This is a genomic window from Pseudomonas baetica, assembly GCF_002813455.1.
Lineage (GTDB): Bacteria > Pseudomonadota > Gammaproteobacteria > Pseudomonadales > Pseudomonadaceae > Aquipseudomonas > Aquipseudomonas baetica.
In genome coordinates, this window is the sequence record NZ_PHHE01000001.1 from 3597896 (window position 1) to 3616197 (window position 18302).

15 protein-coding genes and 1 pseudogene are annotated in these 18302 nt (G+C 56.9%); 11 read left to right on the forward strand and 5 right to left on the reverse strand.

Features of this window, described 5'->3' with window-relative positions; translation table 11 throughout:
* Positions 1-13 precede the first annotated feature (13 nt).
* From ATI02_RS16315 to ATI02_RS16360, 10 genes and pseudogenes are all read left to right on the forward strand, one after another.
* On the forward strand, positions 14-700 hold the full coding sequence (locus ATI02_RS16315; RefSeq protein WP_238156313.1) for a hypothetical protein: 687 nt from the start codon (positions 14-16) through the stop codon (positions 698-700).
* A gap of 109 nt (positions 701-809) precedes the next feature.
* Entirely contained in the window at positions 810-1937 is a 1128-nt protein-coding gene (locus tag ATI02_RS16320; protein WP_100846803.1) for a lysozyme inhibitor LprI family protein, read from the forward strand.
* A 46-nt stretch (positions 1938-1983) separates the two neighbouring features.
* On the forward strand, positions 1984-3351 hold the full coding sequence (locus ATI02_RS16325) for a lysozyme inhibitor LprI family protein (RefSeq protein WP_007949791.1): 1368 nt from the start codon (positions 1984-1986) through the stop codon (positions 3349-3351).
* Positions 3352-3555: 204 nt separating this feature from the next.
* Positions 3556-4950 carry a TIGR01777 family oxidoreductase gene (locus ATI02_RS16330; RefSeq protein ID WP_100846804.1) on the forward strand — a complete coding sequence of 465 codons (1395 nt, stop codon included), beginning with the start codon at positions 3556-3558 and terminating at the stop codon, positions 4948-4950.
* A 9-nt stretch (positions 4951-4959) separates the two neighbouring features.
* Positions 4960-6432: pseudogene (locus tag ATI02_RS16335) on the forward strand (alpha/beta fold hydrolase); the annotation flags it as partial.
* Between the two features lie 69 nt (positions 6433-6501).
* Entirely contained in the window at positions 6502-6957 is a 456-nt protein-coding gene (locus tag ATI02_RS16340; RefSeq protein ID WP_100848470.1) for a hypothetical protein, read from the forward strand.
* Between the two features lie 4 nt (positions 6958-6961).
* The gene (locus ATI02_RS16345) at positions 6962-7825 is read left to right on the forward strand and encodes a tetratricopeptide repeat protein (RefSeq protein ID WP_100846805.1); all 864 of its coding nucleotides are present in this window, start codon (positions 6962-6964) and stop codon (positions 7823-7825) included.
* Complete coding sequence (locus ATI02_RS16350) at positions 7822-8583, forward strand: lysozyme inhibitor LprI family protein (protein WP_238156312.1); 762 nt, start codon at positions 7822-7824, stop codon at positions 8581-8583. The genes ATI02_RS16345 and ATI02_RS16350 overlap by 4 nt, the downstream gene beginning before the upstream one ends.
* Positions 8584-8664: 81 nt before the next feature.
* Complete coding sequence (locus ATI02_RS16355; RefSeq protein ID WP_238156323.1) at positions 8665-9624, forward strand: hypothetical protein; 960 nt, start codon at positions 8665-8667, stop codon at positions 9622-9624.
* 97 nt (positions 9625-9721) lie between these two features.
* Positions 9722-10741 (forward strand): hypothetical protein, encoded by a 1020-nt coding sequence (locus tag ATI02_RS16360; protein WP_238156311.1) that lies wholly within the window; start codon positions 9722-9724, stop codon positions 10739-10741.
* A 52-nt stretch (positions 10742-10793) separates the two neighbouring features.
* Here ATI02_RS16360 and ATI02_RS16365 read toward each other — a convergent pair.
* Positions 10794-12016, reverse strand: a protein-coding gene (locus ATI02_RS16365; protein WP_095190254.1) for an IS3 family transposase whose coding sequence is annotated in 2 segments (ribosomal slippage) — positions 10794-11665 and positions 11665-12016 — 1224 coding nt in all. Because the reading frame shifts where the segments join, the coding sequence is not laid out codon by codon here.
* Between the two features lie 104 nt (positions 12017-12120).
* Complete coding sequence (locus ATI02_RS16370) at positions 12121-12492, reverse strand: DUF6124 family protein (protein ID WP_100846808.1); 372 nt, start codon at positions 12490-12492, stop codon at positions 12121-12123.
* Positions 12493-13078: 586 nt separating this feature from the next.
* On the opposite strand from ATI02_RS16370, the gene ATI02_RS16375 reads away from it, so the two are divergent.
* A complete protein-coding gene (locus tag ATI02_RS16375) occupies positions 13079-13462 on the forward strand; it encodes an SCP2 sterol-binding domain-containing protein (protein WP_095187907.1) in 384 nt (127 codons plus the stop codon).
* Between the two features lie 150 nt (positions 13463-13612).
* Here ATI02_RS16375 and ATI02_RS16380 read toward each other — a convergent pair whose 3' ends face one another.
* From ATI02_RS16380 to ATI02_RS16390, 3 genes are all read right to left on the reverse strand, one after another.
* Positions 13613-15013: an aminoacyl-tRNA deacylase and HDOD domain-containing protein gene (locus ATI02_RS16380; RefSeq protein ID WP_095187908.1), complete on the reverse strand. Its 1401-nt coding sequence runs from the start codon at positions 15011-15013 to the stop codon at positions 13613-13615.
* A 79-nt stretch (positions 15014-15092) separates the two neighbouring features.
* Positions 15093-17168, reverse strand: coding sequence for an ATP-dependent DNA helicase RecG (gene recG, locus ATI02_RS16385; protein WP_100846809.1), 2076 nt, complete (start codon positions 17166-17168; stop codon positions 15093-15095).
* 9 nt (positions 17169-17177) lie between these two features.
* Positions 17178-18107 (reverse strand): hydrogen peroxide-inducible genes activator, encoded by a 930-nt coding sequence (locus ATI02_RS16390; protein ID WP_095187910.1) that lies wholly within the window; start codon positions 18105-18107, stop codon positions 17178-17180.
* Positions 18108-18302: the final 195 nt, after the last annotated feature.

Consider the following 18302-nt stretch of genomic DNA (forward strand, 5'->3'; position numbering starts at 1 on the left):
CCCTGAGAGTAAAGTGTACCATTCGATCCCGACAAAAGACGGTGCGATTGTTTTTGATCTCGTTCCTATAGAGGATGAGGCGAGCAGTGAAGATTCGAACAATCAAGTGGGTATTGATGTTAACTATGTTGATTGTTTGAGTAAATCTAAGAAGCTCGTTGGGCAGTTGCCGTATTTGGCAGATACAGGAAAAGTCCGCTCGGCATTTTTTTCTGATGTTAAAGGTAGTTCCGAGAAAGAGCTTTTTGTAATACACAGTGTGGGAATACATTCAGACACCGGAGTTAGATATTCTGGTGAGTATTATAGTGTGCATGTTTACAAAAAGAGCGAGAGTGGTTATTCAAGGGATGAGCGAGTCCCCAAATATTTTGGTGAGGGTGGCGATATATTGGCAGACGATTACCAGAATCTAATGTATGAATTTCCTTACAAGGATCAATTGTCTGTTAGTAATAAACTTGCGACTCCAGCGTTTTCTAAATGGAATGAAGGTGTGCCGGTTCAGCTGACAATAAATAAAAAAGCTAAAATTTATAGCTCTCCAGTTTTTGACGATGTCACTCGTATGTATTTGGTTTCCGGGGATAGGGTTCAGCAGGAGGCTGTTGAGGCTGGCTGGCTTTCGATTATGTTTAAAACACCGAAAGGCAAAGAAATACGCGGATGGATCTTGTGTGGCGATGCGGGTGGATGTTGATGTCGTCGAGCATTGGCAAAGAGGGTAACAAATGAAGCGGCGGATAAATGAACGCCCCAAGCGTCTCGCAACCCGCTTTGCGAAGTTAAATGCCTGATAGCGTGAATCAATGAAAAATATATATTCGCTCCCTAGCTTTTTACCGTTAGCCTTTTTGCTTTTCAGTTCGGTGGCATTTTCTGCGAGTTTCGACTGTGGCAAAGCTTCAACGGACGTAGAAAGGAAAATTTGTCGTTCTCCTTCCTTGTCCGCAATGGATGAAAAGCTAAGTGAAGTCTTCAAGTCGATAAAAAGTCGGCGGGTTTTTCAATTAATCGAAAGTGACTGGCTTGAGTCAGAGCGTAATTCTTGTGAGTCAGTCGAGTGTTTAGAGGAAGCTTATGTTCAGCAGATAAGCTTTCTCACACCCGTTTCTATTGCGCCTAGGCCGACTCAGAAAGATATTAAGTTAATGTTGGGTGATAAGCCCTACACACAGTTTGAACGCTCATGGAAGGTCATTGATTTAGCATGGCTTCCCAATGAAAAAGGGGCTGTCGAACGATTTGTGATCTCAGCTGAAACAATTTCAGGCATGTTGCATGTCATCGTGTTTGAAGGGCATTTTGATGCGGCGATGATTGCGTACCGGGGTAATCTATATGAGTACGTTGATCGCAACGACAGGCCGGTATTGCACACGATTGCGAAAGATATCGGTTTTGATGGTGCTCTGAGTTTGGGTTCAAACGACGAAGGGAAAAGGTTTGCGGGAATCTTTGATGGGGCGTTTTACTATCGACAGCAACTCTCTAAGAATCAGCTGCGGGGGATGGTTTATAAGCTCGGTTCAAAATCTCCGCCATTGGAAAGCAGTCTGCTGTTCCAGCAGTGGCCAAATACTGATGAAAATGCTGTTAGTGGTTTGACATTCGGTTGGGGTGGTGAGTATGGAAAATTGCAAGCGTACTACTCGCACACCTCAGGGTATGAAACGATAGCGCAGGCTGGTCGGCCCGAGGCCGGTTGGAATATATATGCTCCGATTTGGAGCAAGTCACGGCCGACGTTTTATTTCAAGAATGGTGATGAAACTATTTGGCGTGCCAATGTTGCGGATAAGACGTTAACAAAAATTGCGAAGGCTAGTGATGAAGGAATGATCCAAAATCCTACCCCTGTCGATATTAATGGGCGCGAAGCAGTCGTTTATCTGAATGGATCTACTCTGAAAATGGCTATCTCCCTTGAAGAATAAGCACGACTTAAAAATACACTTTCGCAAGATATTGTTGGAATTTGCCTTGAGTAAATATCTTATTCCGGTGCTGCCCGCCGTGCTGATTGGTGGTTTATCTCTGTTGGGGGGACATGCATTTGCTGACGATGCATGTGTCGATATCACTACGAACTCTCAGAGGGAAAGATGTTCTGTGAGTGCCAAGGTTGCTGCAGATAAGCAGTTGAATACCAGTTATCAAGAACTGATGGTTCGGCTCGAAGGTGGATATCAGACCGATCCAGTTCTTGCGGCGAGCCAAAAGGCAACGGTTCAGGAGGCTCAGCGCGCCTGGATCAAACTGCGCGATACCGATTGCCAGGTCGATGCGTTGGAGACGGAACCGGACTCTTCGGCGCATGTGGCAGCGGTGAACAATTGCATCGCCAGTATGAGTCGTGACCGTTCAGTGTTTTTGGACAATATCGCGTCCGATACCGGGAGTGGCCCGACATTTGGACGTGGCTCGTGCCCTACGCAAGACTTTGGACAGTTTCTTCCAGCGTTCTCCGCTAATGCCGAATCGCAGAAGCGACTAACTGCGCAGGCCGTGAAGCTGCTGGTATTAAAGGGGACGTCGGATATAGGGCGGATTGTGACCTACGTTACTGCGGAGGTGGGACGCGATATGGCGTTTCCCTTAATGGTGGCCGTGCCCGATGGGAAAGTGGAAGGAATAGAGATCGAGAAGGTGGATGACCGCCACGTTAACGTTGTGGATAAACGCGCCGGCAACAGCAATATCAAGATTTTCAACTTTTCGCGGAAGTCATGCTGGACGCTTGATGGGGTTGAGGACTGGTCGATTCCTGATAAAGAGCTTTCTGTAGCCAGTACGCGGAAAATGAGTCGTGCGGAGAATTTCTGTTGGCAGCGCGGACAAGGATTTGCTGGCTTGGGCGGCCTTGAGCAATACCGACTGACAGGAGAACTTTTTGAGGCGACTTTGGAAAATTACCTGTGCGCGGCCGCTTCAGGCGATCCTATATCTAGTTCGGCTGCGGCCGGGTTAAGTCTGTCGGGTATGGCCCCGCAATTGGAATACGGCAAAGTTGAGGCTCTTTTCAAGGCAGCAGCCGTTGATTCGCCGAGCGGTGCTGAGTCGTTGGCTGGCTTCTATTGTTTTGGCAATGAATTGGCCGGTTCAGGACCCTGCCAGCGCCCGCTGGACGTTGAAAAAGAGTTGATTCGTGCTACCACCATGGGATCAACGCATGCATTCGTTTCGTTAGGCGATTATTGGAAAAGCGGCGATCTAGGAAAGAAAGATACTCCTCGCGCCTTGGCCTGTTATCAGCTTGCTGCCGACAAAGGTAACGACTCGGGCATCAATGCGATTAAGCGACTTCAGTCCGAAGTGGCCGAACCGATAGTGGCCAGCAGCTGCTTTTAGTGCGGTTAAGTGAAGAAGGGCGTTTACAGCGCCCGGCGCCTTTTCACCTCGATGTGATCAAACGCGTTCCGCCATCATGGCTAACGCGTTTTCATATGCGCTGAGCCAGAATCCGCAGCGCTTAAACGTTTAATACTTGAGCATCTGACGACCGCGATTTTCCTTTAAACTCCCCACCCCCAAGGAACGCGCTCAGGACACGGAATGCCAGCCCCCTCGACCTCGCTTCGCCCAGCGCTAGTGCTCTGGCTATACGCCGCTGCGATCGTGCACATACTCGCCGGTCTCACCCTGACCTGGGCCGGGCATTCCGGTCTACTCGATGGCTACCTGCAAGTCCTCGAACTTTCGTTCTGGGGCGCCGATGCGGTACCTGCTGCCGGCCACGAACAACAAGTCTGGTGGCTCGCGCTGTTCGGCGCGACGCTGCAAAGTTATTCGTTGTACATGCTCGCGTTGGTGCACCTGGGCAATCGCTTGAAAACCCCGGCAGTCTGGGGCTGGTTGAGCGCCGGCATCCTGTTATGGGCGCCGCAGGACATGTGGCTCTCAGCGCAACAACAGGTTTGGTCGCATCTATGGCTAGATGGTTTTGCATTGCTGGTGTTGTTGCCGCCACTGTTTTGGCTGTATCGGCATGACCGCCGGAAATCTCCTTCAGTAAAGACTCCGAGCCAACCCAACCCGTTTGCCGGCGGCGCTTTCAAACGCGTGCTGATCACTGGCGGCACCGGATTTATCGGCGAAGCCTTGGTCAACCAAATGCTCGACGCCGGCCATTCGGTCAGCGTACTGACGCGCGATCCGTTGAGCGCGGCCAATCTATTCAACGGCCGCGTCCGCTGTGTGCATTCACTCAGCGAACTCAGCCACGACGACACCTTCGACGTAGTGATAAATCTCGCCGGCGCACCGGTCGCCGGTCCACGCTGGACTGCCAAACGTCAGGCGCAACTGCTCGCCAGCCGAGTCGGCACCACCGAAACCCTGATGACCTGGCTGAAGAACGCCAAGCACAAACCCGCGCTGTGGATTCAGGCCTCGGCCATCGGTTTCTACGGCGTGCGCGATGCCAGCGAAAGCCTCGATGAACGGGCGAGCAAGGGTGACGGCTTCATGGCCGAACTCTGTGCGCGTTGGGAAGCCACCGCGCAACCGGCTACGGAATTTGGCGTGCGTCAGGTGGTGCTGCGTCTTGGCGTGGTCTTCGGCCCCGGCGGTGCGTTGACGCCGTTGCTGCTGCCGTTCCGCCTGGGTTTCGGCGGGCGCATGGGTGACGGTCAGCAGATCATGAGCTGGGTGCATCGTGACGATGTGCTTCAGGTGATCGCGCGGGCTTTCAACGACGACACTCTGCGTGGCACCTACAACATGGTCGCGCCCGAAACGGTCAGTCAGGCCGCGTTCGCCGAGCAGGCCGGCAAGGTCCTCAAGCGTCCGGTGTGGTTCCACGTTCCCGCCGCGCCAGTGCGTGCAATGGCGGGGGAGATGGCGCAGCTGTTTTTCGATGGTCAGCGTGTGGTGCCGCAGCGTTTGACCGAGGCCGGCTACACATTCCGCTACCCAACCCTCGACGCCGCTCTGCGCGATCTGACCTGAGGCTCGTCCATGAGCAAGCCGTTGATGTACCTGCTGGCCGGCAACGGTAGCGCTGCCGATTGGTGGGACGACGCGCTGCCGCACTTCCAGCGCTACGACGTGGTGCCGCTGGAGTTGCCGGGCTTCGGCGCCAACCCGCAGCCACCCTGCGAGGATCTGGCGGACTACGCGCAGACCTTGCTGGCGATGACGGAGCAGGGCAGCGCGATCATGGCGGTCGGGGTCAATGCGTTGCTGGTGCTGCACGCGTTACAACGTCGGCCTGGACACTTTTCCCGCAGCGTTTTGTTGGCGCCGGTGGGGGCGTTTCTCTGGCAGCGGCGGTTGCCGGCGCTGATGTCGCCACTGCCGATTCGTAAAACCATCCACTGGCTGCTGTCGAACAAACCCACGCTGTTCGCGCGCAAGTTTTCCAACCAGACCTGGACGCCCGCGCAGTACCAGCGCATGGGCGCCGGCTATGCGCGCTGCCGTGCGTTTGTGCCGCACTGGGATCTGATTCGCGCCGATACCGCACTGCCGCTGCTGGAGTGGATCACCGATCCGGTCGAGCTGGTTTGGGGCGATCAGGACGCTGTGCTCGGTATCGAGCAAGCGGCGGCATGGTCGGCGATTCTAGCCCGCGCTGATCTGACCATCAGCCTCAAACCCGGCTGGGGTCATTACCCGTGGATCGACTCGCCCGCGCAGTTCGCGCAGTGGCTGGAGTCGGGCGAGCGCGGGTTTGTCGCGCACACCAAGGGCGGTCGTTTGCGCCTGGCTAAACTGGCGCGACAAGCGGTGCCGGCAGCGCTGACGCTCAACGATTGCGCCGATCCGCGTCTACCAGCATTTCTCGCCGCCCAACCCGACGTGACCTGGGCGGTGCGCTCCTCCAGTTATGGCGAAGATCAGGCTGATTCGGCGAATGCCGGTTTGAGCACAACCTATCTGCGCGAGCCGACTGCCAACGTGCCAACACGCATCGCCGAACTGACGGCCGAAGGCGTCGAGGAAGTGGTGGTGCAGCGCTTCATCACGCCTGTAGTTTCCGGGATCGCTTTTGTGCGCCATCTCTCGGTAGAACTTGAGTGGGTTGAAGGCCATCTCGAATCGCTCGCCGACGGTCAAGTCAGCCCCTCGCGGGCAACGCTTTCGCGGCTCGGCGATGCGTGGCGCAGCGGCACATTCACGCCGTCCCACGGCTTGACCGAAGACCTGCTATGGCGCTTTCTGCAAGACGTGTTGCGCGTGTTCCACTACGTGCCCGGGGACGTCGAATGGGCCTGGGACGGCGCGCAATTGTGGCTGCTGCAATACCGGCCGATCAGCGACTACGGCTGGCGCCGGCACCTGACCGCCGCGAACATCGCCGAGATCCTGCCGCCGCAACCGAGCGTACTGGTGGAATACGCTCAACGCCGCGCGGCAGCGAGTATCCCGGCGATCATGGCGCGTTGGGATGCACGGGTGCCTTCGAATGAACATCCCCACAATGACTTGCGTCGATGGAGTTATAGCGTGAAAGGATTTTCGGTTCTTCTCGGCAGCTTGATATTGGCTGCCGCGTCCATGGCATTCGCAGCCGATCCAACCTTCAAGGATTACACCGTCACGCCAGTTTTCACCGGCCCCAACCATAAGCTGGTGCTGCAAGAAAACAGCAGCCCAATGATGGATCAGGCACGGGTGCAAGCCCTGAAAGGCAAGGTCAACTTCGCCGGCCATTACATCCTGCACAGGCTCGGCTGTGGCGGCAGCGCCATTTGCGGCGAAGTGCTGGACGCTCAGACTGGGGAAGTCGTTGGCGGTCTGCCGAATGCTTACGACGGCAGCACCTTCGGCATGGTTTACCAGCCCGACAGCCGCTTGATCATCGTGTCCGGCATCACGCTCGACGGCGAAGAAGATGCCCAAGGGAATGCTTTGGAAAGTGGTAACCGGGACCGTTACTACGAATTTGTGAACAATGAATTCCGGCTGCTGAGCATGACCGACGTGGAATCGTCGCCGATAGATGAGGAGTGAGTGGATGAATCGTCTTCTCGCGGGCAGCCTTAAGTGGTTGATGATTGTCATGAGCCTGACAGCTTCAGCCAATGCCTTGTCTGAAAATATTCAGATCGTGGGGGTTGGCGGGCACTTAGTGACATTGAAGGACAAGACATGGGGCAGGCCTGCTGCGGAGGCGGCGGTTGCCTCGTTTACCGCCAATGGAAAAACGTTTCCCCTCTATGTACCCGCGGTGGGTACTGAAACGCATGAGGCTTGGTTAAGTCCCGACAAGAAAACATTGCTCCTCCTTCAGACTCTGTATGGCGTTGTCATTGGCCAGGAGGGTGAAGAAATCCCAACAGAGGAAACTGGTTGCGGGGTCATTTCGATGGAGACCGGTTGCGTGCTCAGTCAGCCTGCAGCCAGGTTTTGCTACGGCAAGTGGGAGGGCAATCGGTGGACTTCCGGGGAAGAGGATGCGCCTGACCTCGTCCTGCAGACGCCGTCTCCAAAGGACTTATTGAAGCAGGTCTCAAATATTGAGATGCCGCAATCTCGCGTGGAAGAACTCGCATTCAATCTTCGCACTATAAGTCCAGAGTCCTATATGGCTTGTCACCCACCAGCGCGCAATGTTCAAGCTTTTAACGACTTGGCCTTCTATTTGGCCGAGGGCGGTAGAGATGAGTTGGCGCTGAAGTTTTATCGCGGCGTTGAGGCCGTTGGTAAACGCACGGTGCTGATGTTCAACATCGCCGATTCACTCTGGCGCCTCGATCGTACAGACGAAGCGCAACGCTATTACAGTCAGTACCGCGACGCGATGAGCGCCGACGGCAAGGCGCAGAAAGTTCCGCAACGAGTCATTGAGCGAACTGCACATCAAGGAATGAAAAATTGAACAGGATTGTCCGCTTTATCGCGTTACCTCTTGGGATGCTATGCGCGTTATATGCGCACGCCGAGGACGAATGCGAAGTCATTACCTCTAGCTTGGAATTTAATCAATGCGTGGCGGCCGAACTTAAGCGGGCCGACGCCAACCTCAATGCCAGCTACAAAAAGCTGATGGCAAGGTTTGAGGTTCAGCAAAAACGCGACCCTGAACAGGGCAAGGCTTTCATGGCCATCGCCAGAGAGTCACAGCGTGCGTGGATCAAGTTGCGCGATACCACATGCCCGCTCGAAGCCACGGATATCGACCCTGATACGGCGCTTCACTCTACAACCGTCGATAGCTGCATCATCAGAATGAGCCTGGAACGCGCGGCATATCTGGACAGGATCGTGGCAGATGACTCGGGTGATGTGGTTGATATGAATAAGGTGTCCAGATCCGGCGCGAAGCGTTACCAGGATGTAGTCGCGCGCTATCTCTACTCGTTCGACAACCCATGCTTGACGGTCCAAATTCTCGCGCCTGACGGTGGATGGCGAGTGTTGTCATTGACGCGGTTCTGCAGTTTTGACGGCAAGTCATTCCAGTCCGGTTACGCCGATGCTGGATTCGAGGCCCCTGTATTTACAGATGACGGTCTGCACCTGACGTTAAGCACTACGGAGCTTCGCGCGCCCGGTGAGAAGCGTCGCGCCTGTGTGATTCCGATCAAGAACGAGCAAATAAAAGCGCTGAAATGTGGCGAACCTGAGTCATCGTGATGCCCTCGCGCTAGTTATTGAAGATTGATCAATTCGTCGATCGACAAGGAAGTAATGGAAGTGAACAGGTTTTCAAGTTGTGTGTGCTTGCTCGCATCGATCATCGGTTTTACCGCGCAAACGGCAACGGCGGATGACCTGCAAACCATCAAGCAAATGCATCCGCCGGTGGTGGCAACGGTGGGCGGGCAGAAGATCACCGTGTTGTTCTTGAAGAACACACTCAAAGGTCAGACGACAGGCGCCTACGTTCCCGGTGGGGAGGTTTTCTACACGACAATGAGTGCCACGAGGCCAGAACTCTCGTTTGTGGCGCCGCTCGTGGGTGATGAAGTCGCATCGGTGTTTTTTTTCGAACGCAAATTCCCTGAGCGAGCGGGGAAGTCCCTTTACGTGCTCATGAGGCAAAAAGAGGCAAACGGTGGTTTCGAAGGCTACACCTATTGGACGCTGGAACTGCCACTCATCAAGCAGGGCGAACAGTTGTCGTTGCGGTTTTTTCGCGGTGATCCACCAGACCCCGAATTGCAGGATTGCCGAGACGGCCGAGACCTTGAAAACGGCGTCGATGTTGTGTGTGCCTACAAGGATGCAACTAGTATCAAAAAGCGTCTGGCAGACCTTGATGCAAAAATCATTGCCGATTCGAAACTGCAACAGGAGATCCGCCAGAAAGCGTTAAAGATCGACGGTGAAGTGTGTCCCTCGCCCGACTTTTCAACATTCCTCTCAGCCTTCTCTGAACGCGCGGAGTTGCAGAAAGCCTTCGTCCTACAGCCGCTGAAAATGGTCACAACCGTGGCCGGCGACCCCGAGCCCGAGATGCAAAAAAACAGTCTCAGCGGTGATCAGCTCAAGTTCCCAATAATCCCGGATCTGGCGAAGCGAGAGGCCCAGGGCCTGACGTTGACCGTAAAGGAAGAGCAGGGTGATCACGCCGTCGCCATCCTGCAGAAACCGGATACCGATTATGTATTCGAGTATCGGTTTGTTCGTGGGCAATGCTGGTGGCTTGAAGAAGTGATGGATTACTCGCTTTGAAACAGGTGGCAAGTTGAAAAGATTAGGCTTGATCGCGTTATTGCTGTGTTCTTTCTCTGTGGGGGCAGGGCCGATGTTCCCGTCACTCGAGTCTTGCATGGCCGCCGACAGCGACTGTGCGCTGGCGCTGAAAGACGATTTCCTTGTAGACGCTAAGTCCGGGCAAAGTCTCTCCGAAAGGCCGGTATCGGCCGGAGCGATGAGTGTTTTCTGGCTGTATCGAGATGGTGAGCGCTACATCCTGGAGGAGGAAAACTCATCAAAGGCGAAGTCGCGTCGCTGGCTGGTATTCACCTACGACAGCGGAAAAGTGGTGCTCGACGGCGCTTATGTTTTCTCGATCGACATTGATATGAACACCGGGCCCTATTGGCATGGCTACGACTGCCGAGGTGATGCCAAGCCGTTCGCCGTGCCCACGAAAGATCCGTTCAATGAAGTCGCTTTGGAGGAGTTGTGCGGGGAGGCCGAAGGCTGGGTCGTCTCGGGTCGGGATACCGAGGTGCCGGTGTCTGCCAAAGGGTTGGCCGTCAGTGTTCCCGTTTACCACGCCCGCAACCGTGACGGTTCAGCGACGTACCTGTTTACTGAAAGTGATGTTCCGGATCTTTCGAAGCTGGTGTGTTTGTCCAATTGCGCCGATGTCACTCAAATACCAGAACGCGTCTCGCAAGAAACAGCCCCATTGCAGGGCGGGCAGGATGGAACGTTGTGTTCAGATGACGAAGACATTTACTTCATTTGCCCGTTGGAGGGTGGTAAGACGGTTTCCGTTTGTGCACGGGGAAACAGCAAGCCCACGGCCGGTTTTGTTCAGTACCGTTACGGCGTGCCGAGCAAAATAGAGATGATCTATCCGAAGACGGCTTTGCCGCCCAAGGGCAAATTCTTTGTCGTGAACGCTTCGGAAGGCAGCGTGAACTTGAACATCATCAAGTTCAAAAACGGTGCTTATACCTACCTCGTTAATCAAGCCTTTCTGAGTTATCTGACGGTGCTCAGGGACGACAAGGCAGTGTTCCGGCAGTATTGCGGTGAGGGAGGGAATGCCTACATAAACCGGGCGGCGCTCCAGGGCTTGGAAGCGCGCCCAAAAAGCGCAGAGGACTTTCGCTAGTTTTTGTTATCGAGATGTCTAGTCCTGAAATAGGTTTACACCTGTTTCAACCTCAAAACGCCCGATGCACCGCATCGGGCGTTTTGTATTTCAGCGACAGATGAGGCCGCTCGTTGTTATAGATCTGCACCGACTCGTCCACCATCCGGATGGCATCTGCAAAATCTTTGGGCCGATGCAGCATTAACTCGTTTTTCAAAATTCCATTCACACGCTCAGCCAATGCATTTTGGTAGCAGTCGTAGCCATCGGTCATTGAGCAGGTGATGCCGTACTTGGCATGCAGCCGCTGATAAAGCTCGGAGCAGTATTGAACGCCTCTGTCCGAGTGGTGCACCAAGTGTTGTTCCGTTGTCCGCTGCTTCAGGGCTTTGTTGAACGCCTGGATCACCGATTCGGTGTGCAAGCTTTCATGGACATGGTGACCCACGATTTTTCGAGAGTACGCATCGGTGATCAAACTCAGATAAGCCACACCCGTTTGCGTTGGTAAGTAGGTGATGTCCGCAACCCATACTTGCTCTGGTGCCTTGGCGACTACCTGAATCGGCCCATCTTTGAGCAGGTTTGGATGCCGGCGAAAGCGATGATGACTGTCTGTTGTTTTGTGATAGGCCCGCCTGCGAGGAACCAGTTCGCGCCGATCTCGCAAGATATTGAATAAACGGTCTCGACCAACCTTTACGGACATTTCTGGCTCAGTGCGCATTAGATTGTGAAGTTTTCGGGTGCCAAGGCGCGGTTGCCTGAGTCGCTTTTCCCTCACGAATCCCATCACTTCCTGAGCATGACGGGCCCGGGCATCACACGCCCGGTTGCGCTTGTAATAAGCCTGACGGGAAATCCCCATGAATTGGCAAGCCCGACTAATGCTCAGGCCTTGGATCTGCTCTTGGGAGAGGACTTGCCGGATCGCTTTTTTACGACAGAAACACCGAAGTCGTTCTTCAAAACATCAACGACGGCTTCGAAAAACTGAGCTTTCTGGTTGGCTTGGGCAAGCTTTTCTTCAAGCTCTTTGATTCGCTGTTCGGGTGTCAGCGGTTTATCGGGCTTATCCATGGAACGGGGTCTCTTGGAGCGAATGGACGCGCCTTGACTCCAGTCCTGCCGACCATGCCTGCGTAACCAGTTCAGTACGGTCGTTTTACCCTGAATGCCATAACGCTCTTGAGCCTCTTTATAACTCAGCTCACCTTTTTCGACTTGATCGACGACCGACAATTTAAAGGTCAGCGTGTAATCACGCTGACTGCGCCTTTCTCCCGTATTCATTACTCCCTCCTGAGAATGGGTCAGAAGGTGTAAACCTTATTCAGGACGGGACAAGATTTAGAAAAGGGGACTTAACGTCCCCTTTTTTCCATCCGCAAATCTCGCTACGACTTGGCCGCCACGCTTCGCACTTCAATCTGGTCGAGCGTCCCTTCCACCATCAATCTCACCCCGTCCGCCATTCTGCTCAGGGCCAGTGCCACCGAGCGGCGGGAGCCGTGGAGGTCGTCGGCGAGGTCGCAGGCGATGACGCTGATGGACAGGAGGTCTTCGGAGGCGTTGGCCATGAGGGCTTCGGCGTCGGTGCCGGGAGAGAGTTTGAAGAGGCCGTTTTCACGTTTGGGATGTGGTTCTACGGCTGGTTTGAAATGGTGGTCGAGGGCGCGTTCGGCGGCTTCGTGGAATTTCTTTGATTCCAGAGATTCGTAGGGCGAAATATCCGGGTTTTCTGGTGGATTGGGTGTTGGTTTGATCATGGTGCAGCTTCCTGAAGTTGTGAGGCCGACACCAATTCGCTTTGCACTTCGAATAGGTGGCAGCTGTGCGTTGGTGTGCAAGACCGGTTCAGGAACCCGGCAGACCCGAAGGTCTCCGACGCACAGCCGCCATAACGATTCGCGAGCATAGGAAAACACTCGGCGAAATGCCACCAGCGATTGTGCACCTGAACCGGACTTGCACGTCCGTATCGCCGATTTTGCGGCGACACACAGAGCCTATCCACATCGCACCAACTCGCCTAGTTCATGGACAGCCCCGCACTTTGCAGGAAATTTCCCATAGATTCGCGGGCCGGAAGATCAAAAGATCGCAGGCTTCGCCAGCTCCTACAGGTATGTGTTTCAGCAGGTGTAGGAAAGGTGAGTGGTGAGACGCGGAGCGTCTCGGGAGGCATTCCCACGCGGAGCGGGGGAACGATCAGGGGGGAGCGTTGAATCGTGACTTAGTGGTCATCGTGCGGGAATTGGTCCGCATCCTCTTCCAACAGCGTCAGATACTGGCGTTATCGTCCGAATCCCTTACACTGCCCCAGCCGTTCATTTTCCTTTTGAGGCTGTGCGCATGAAATTTCGTTTTCTTCTGTGGATGCTGGGTCTGTTGATGGGTAAGGCCAGCCGGACAAATCCTGCGTTCCAGCAGCAGTTGGGTGACAAGGATCTGGTGTTTCAGATGCAGACCCTGGACGGGAAGGTGGCGCGGCATTTTGTGGTCAAGGATCAGCGCATCACCAGCAAGTCTGGCGTGGTGGCAGAGCCGGCGTTTGCGATTGCCTTTAAAGATGCGGCGTATGGTTTTGCCACGATGCAGGCGAAGAACAAGCAGTTGGCGTTCATGCAGGGGATTCAGGACAAGTCGATCCAGATCAAGGGAAATCCGGCGCTGGTGATGTGGTTTCAGGGGTTGATGAAGTATTTGAAGCCGAGGAAGGCTAAGCCTAAGGCTTGAGCCTTTGGTGGCGCGGAGCGTCACGGGATGCATTCCCACGCGGAGCGTGGGGACGATCGGGGCGGTCTGGTAGACCGAGTTGGATTCTTCGCGAGCAGGCTCGCTCCCACAGGGATTTTGGTAATCCTGGGGGAGCGGGCCTGTTTGCGTTTAGGCCTGGCTGAACTGCGAGGCCAGTTCGCGTAGGAGGACTTCGGCTTCGAGGACTTTGCTGACGACGTCGTTGGCTTTTTCGCGGGTCAGGCCGACACGCTCCAGCAGCGCGTCGGGGATGTCTTCATCCGGCCCGGACCCAATGCCACGGCTGCGCAGCAGGCGCACGGCCAGGCAGACGAGGTTCGGGTATTCGGCATAGGCGCCGTCGTAGCTCGGGTCGTGCTGGAAGCGCAGGGCGGTCGCCAACTCATCCGGCATGTCCCAGTAGCGCATCAGCCATGAGCCGATCTGTTCGCGGCTGATACCCAGCAAGTGTTGCTCGATGTAGCTGTGGCACAGGTGCGGGTTGACCTCCAGGTGGCGGCAGATCAGCGAGAAGTGCGGCGGGAACACGTGGGCCAGCAGCAGGTAACCGAAGTTGTGCAGCAGGCCAGCCAGATACGTCAGGCCGGCTTCCGGGCGCTGGGCACGCGGCATGGCGCGGGTCAGGCCTTCGATGACGGCGGCGGTGTAGATCGACTGCTGCCAGTACGGCGTGGTGTGTTGCGGATGATCTTTCGGCAGGCTCAGGGTCTTGCCGAGGGCCAGGCCCAGCGCGAGGTTGATCACTAGGTCGAAGCCGAGCACGCGGACGATCGCGTCTTCCACCGAACGGATCTTGCCCGGCGACGCGTAGTACGGCGACGCCGCCCAGCTCACTACTTGCGCGGCCAGCGCCGGGTCGGTTTCGACCACGCCGGTGATGTCGTCGATGGTGGCGTTGGGGTCGACGCGCAGCTTGATGATTTTTTGTGCGGTTTCGGCCAGCGGCGGGATCTCGATGGTCGCTTCCAGGCGCTGCTGAATCCGGCGTGCAGTGAACGCTTGCACGGCCTGGGTGATTTCCTCGCGGTCATCGTCCGGGCGATCAAGGTTAGGACGGATGCTGCTCAGGGCTTCGCCGAAGTTGGCGGCGCTGGCTTTGGTTAGCATGGTCTTGAAGGCTTCGCTGGCGATTTCCAGCAGCACGCCCGGCTCGCCGGAGTTGATCAGCAGCTTCGGTTCGCGCAGCAGGCTTTCTTCGTAGAGGCACGGCGAACTGGTCAGCGCCGGCAGGCCCGGCAGCAGGCTCAGGCTGTGTTTGCCGAGCATCTTTTCCAGGCGCTCGGTGGAGACGGCGGTCAGGCGACGGCCCGTCAGTTCGGCGAGGCGATTGAGATCCAGCAACTGGCTCTGAGGAAACAGCACCATCAGCGCACCGACCGCGTCGTCCAGCAACACCGCCTGCACTTTGCGCGAAGCATTGAGGCCGTGGTGGTCGAGCACTTCTTCGTAGGCAACGTCCAGCTTGTTGAGCAGCAGCCGAATAACAGACGGAGCGTGCGGAGTTTCGGGGGCGAGAGCAGCTTCGGTCATGGTCTGTATCCGTTTTTGAAACAATGGCAGGAGTATAACCAGCTTGGTTGGAACGAGGGTTCAGAAACTGCGACGGTGCTCACACTTGGCCGTATTGCTGTCCATGGCGCAGCCAGCGGTCGAGCAATGGGCTGACGTGGGTCGGCCAGCGTTCCAGCAAGGTTTGCGCGGCATCGCGCACGGCGGGCAGCAGGTCGGCATCGCGCATCAGGTCGGCGACCTTGAATTGCAGCAGACCGGTCTGGCGGGTGCCAAGCATTTCGCCGGGGCCGCGCAATTCGAGGTCTTTTTCGGCGATCACGAAACCGTCGTTAGTCTCGCGCATGATGCCCAAACGCTGGCGACCGATCTGTGACAGCGGCGGATGGTAGAGCAGCACGCAATGGCTGGCCGCGCTGCCCCGACCGACGCGGCCGCGCAATTGGTGCAACTGCGCGAGGCCAAGGCGTTCGGGGTTTTCGATGATCATCAGGCTGGCGTTGGGCACGTCGACGCCGACTTCGATCACCGTGGTGGCGACCAACAGTTGCAGGTTGCCGGCCTTGAATTCGGCCATGACGGCGGCTTTTTCGACAGGCTTCATGCGCCCGTGGATCAGCCCGACTTTCAGCTCGCCGAGGGCGGCGGTGAGGTCTTCGAAGGTGGTTTCGGCAGCCTGGCAGGTCAGCTCTTCCGACTCTTCAATCAGCGTACACACCCAATAGGCCTGACGGCCTTCTGCGCAGGCACCGCGCACCCGTTCGATCACTTCGACACGGCGGGTGTCGGTGACCAGCACGGTGTTGACCGGCGTTCGTCCGGGCGGCAATTCGTCGAGGATCGAGGTGTCGAGGTCGGCGTAGGCGCTCATCGCCAGCGTCCGTGGAATCGGTGTGGCGGTCATGATCAATTGATGCGGGCACATGCGCCCGCCGACGCCTTTCTGCCGTAGCGCCAGACGTTGCTGTACGCCGAAACGGTGTTGCTCGTCGATGATCACCAGTGCAAGGTTCTTGAACTGCACTTCGTCCTGGAACAGCGCGTGGGTGCCGACCACCATCGGCGCGCCGCTGGCGATCTGCTCCAGCGCGGCGACGCGGTTCTTGCCCTTGAGCTTGCCGGCCAGCCACGCGACTTCAATGCCCAGCGGTTCGAGCCAGCGCTTGAAGGTGATGAAGTGTTGTTCGGCGAGGATCTCGGTCGGCGCCATCAGGGCGACTTGATAGCCAGCCTCCAGTGCTTGCAGCGCGGCGAGGGCGGCAACCACGGTTTTACCCGCGCCGACGTCGCCCTGAATCAGCCGCAGCATCGGTTCGTGCTGACTGAGGTCGTAGGCTATTTCGTTGCCGACGCGTTGTTGCGCGCCAGTCGGGTTGAAGCCAAGGTTGGCCAGATATTTCGGTGGCAGCTTTTTCGCTTTCGGCATCGCTGGCGCGCGCAGCGAACGCATGCTTTCGCGCAGGCGTTGCTGGGACAGTTGATGCGTCAGCAGTTCTTCGAAGGCGAGGCGATGCTGGGCCCAGTGATGACCGAGGGCGAGTTCGTCGACGTCGGCATCGGCGGGCGGGTTGTGCAGGTAGCGGATCGCGTCGGCCAGTGGCGCCAGTTGATAGTCGCGGGCCAGTTCGGTCGGCAACCAGTCGGGCAGGGTGTCAGGCTTGAGCATGGTCAGCGTTTGCATGCACAACTGACGCAAACGCGCTTGGGTCAGGCCTTCGGTCAGCGGATAGACCGGGGTCAGGGTTTCATCCACTGGCGGCGGCTCGTCGCCAGTGATGGCGCGGTATTCCGGGTGGTAGATTTCCAGCCCCGAGGCGCCGGGCCGGGCTTCGCCGTAGCAGCGAACCCGCGTGCCGCGCTTGAGGCCTTCTTTCTGTGCGTTGCTGAAATGGTAGAAGCGCAGGCTCAGACCGCCGGTGCCGTCCTGCAAACGCACGACGAGACTGCGGCGGCGGCCCATGACCACGTCGGCACCGCTGACGGTGCCTTCGACCACGGCGTCCTGTCCCGGTCGCAAGTGGCCGATCGGAACCACGCGAGTGCGATCCTGATAGCGCAGCGGCAGGTGGAACAGCACGTCCTGGAGATTCTCCAGACCGACCTTGGCCAATTTCTCGGCCATGGCTTCGCCGACACCCTTGAGTGCCGTCACCGACACTTGCGACAGCTCCGTCATGACGCTCGCTTAACCGGCTGTAACCGGTGCCGCTGGCTTGGCCACCGAGCACAGGCGAATGGAGTCGGCGAGAATCTCGATGGCTTTGGGCCGTGGGAAGCTGGCGCGCCAGGCAATCGCCACGGTGCGGAATGGCACCGGCGGCGACAACGGCCGCACTTCGATCACGCCCGGGGCGTAGTGATGGCTGTCGACTGCCGACAGCGGCAGGATCGAGATGCCCAGACCGGATGCGACCATGTGGCGAATGGTTTCCAGCGAGCTGGATTCGACCGTGGTGTGCTTGGCGCCGTCGTTGCCCTTGGTCAGGGTCGGGCAGGCTTCGAGTACCTGATCACGGAAGCAGTGACCTTCGCCGAGCAGCAGCAGGCTCTTGTCGTTGAGCAGGCCGGCGTCGATGGTTTCTTTTTGCGTCCACGGGTGCTGGGCCGGCATCAGGACGTAGAACGGCTCGTCGTACAGCTGCAGGGTCAGCACGTCCGCTTCGTTGAACGGCAGGGCGATGATGATCGCGTCGAGCTCGCCGTTGCGCAGTTTGTCGCGCAGCACGTGGGTGAAGTTTTCTTCGATATACAACGGCATCTGCGGGGCGACCCGGTGCAGTTGTGGAATCAGGTGCGGGAACAGGTACGGGCCGACGGTGTAGATCGCGCCGATTTTCAGCGGGGCGGTCAGCTGGTTTTTGCCGGCCTGGGCCAGTTCGCGAATGCCTTGAGCCTGTTCCAGCACTTTCTGCGCCTGGGCGACGATGCCTTCGCCGACCGGGGTCAGGCGAACGGCGCTTTTGCTGCGCTCGAAAATCAGCACACCGAGTTCGTCTTCAAGCTTTTTCACGCCCACCGAAAGGGTCGGCTGGCTGACGTGGCAACGCTCGGCCGCGTGGCCGAAGTGCTGCTCTTGGGCGAGGGTAACGATGTAGCGTAATTCTGTGAGAGTCATAGCAAGCGTCCATGAAGGTGCGGGCCAAGCATACCGGCTGCGATCGATAGACGCACGTTATCAGACTGAGGGCTGAGTGCGACACCGGGCAATGCCGGTTTGCCGTGCATGGATATGCAAAAGGCACCTTTCGGTGCCTTTATCTCGATCCAACCGTCACCACATAACCCTGTGGGAGCGAGCCTGCTCGCGAAA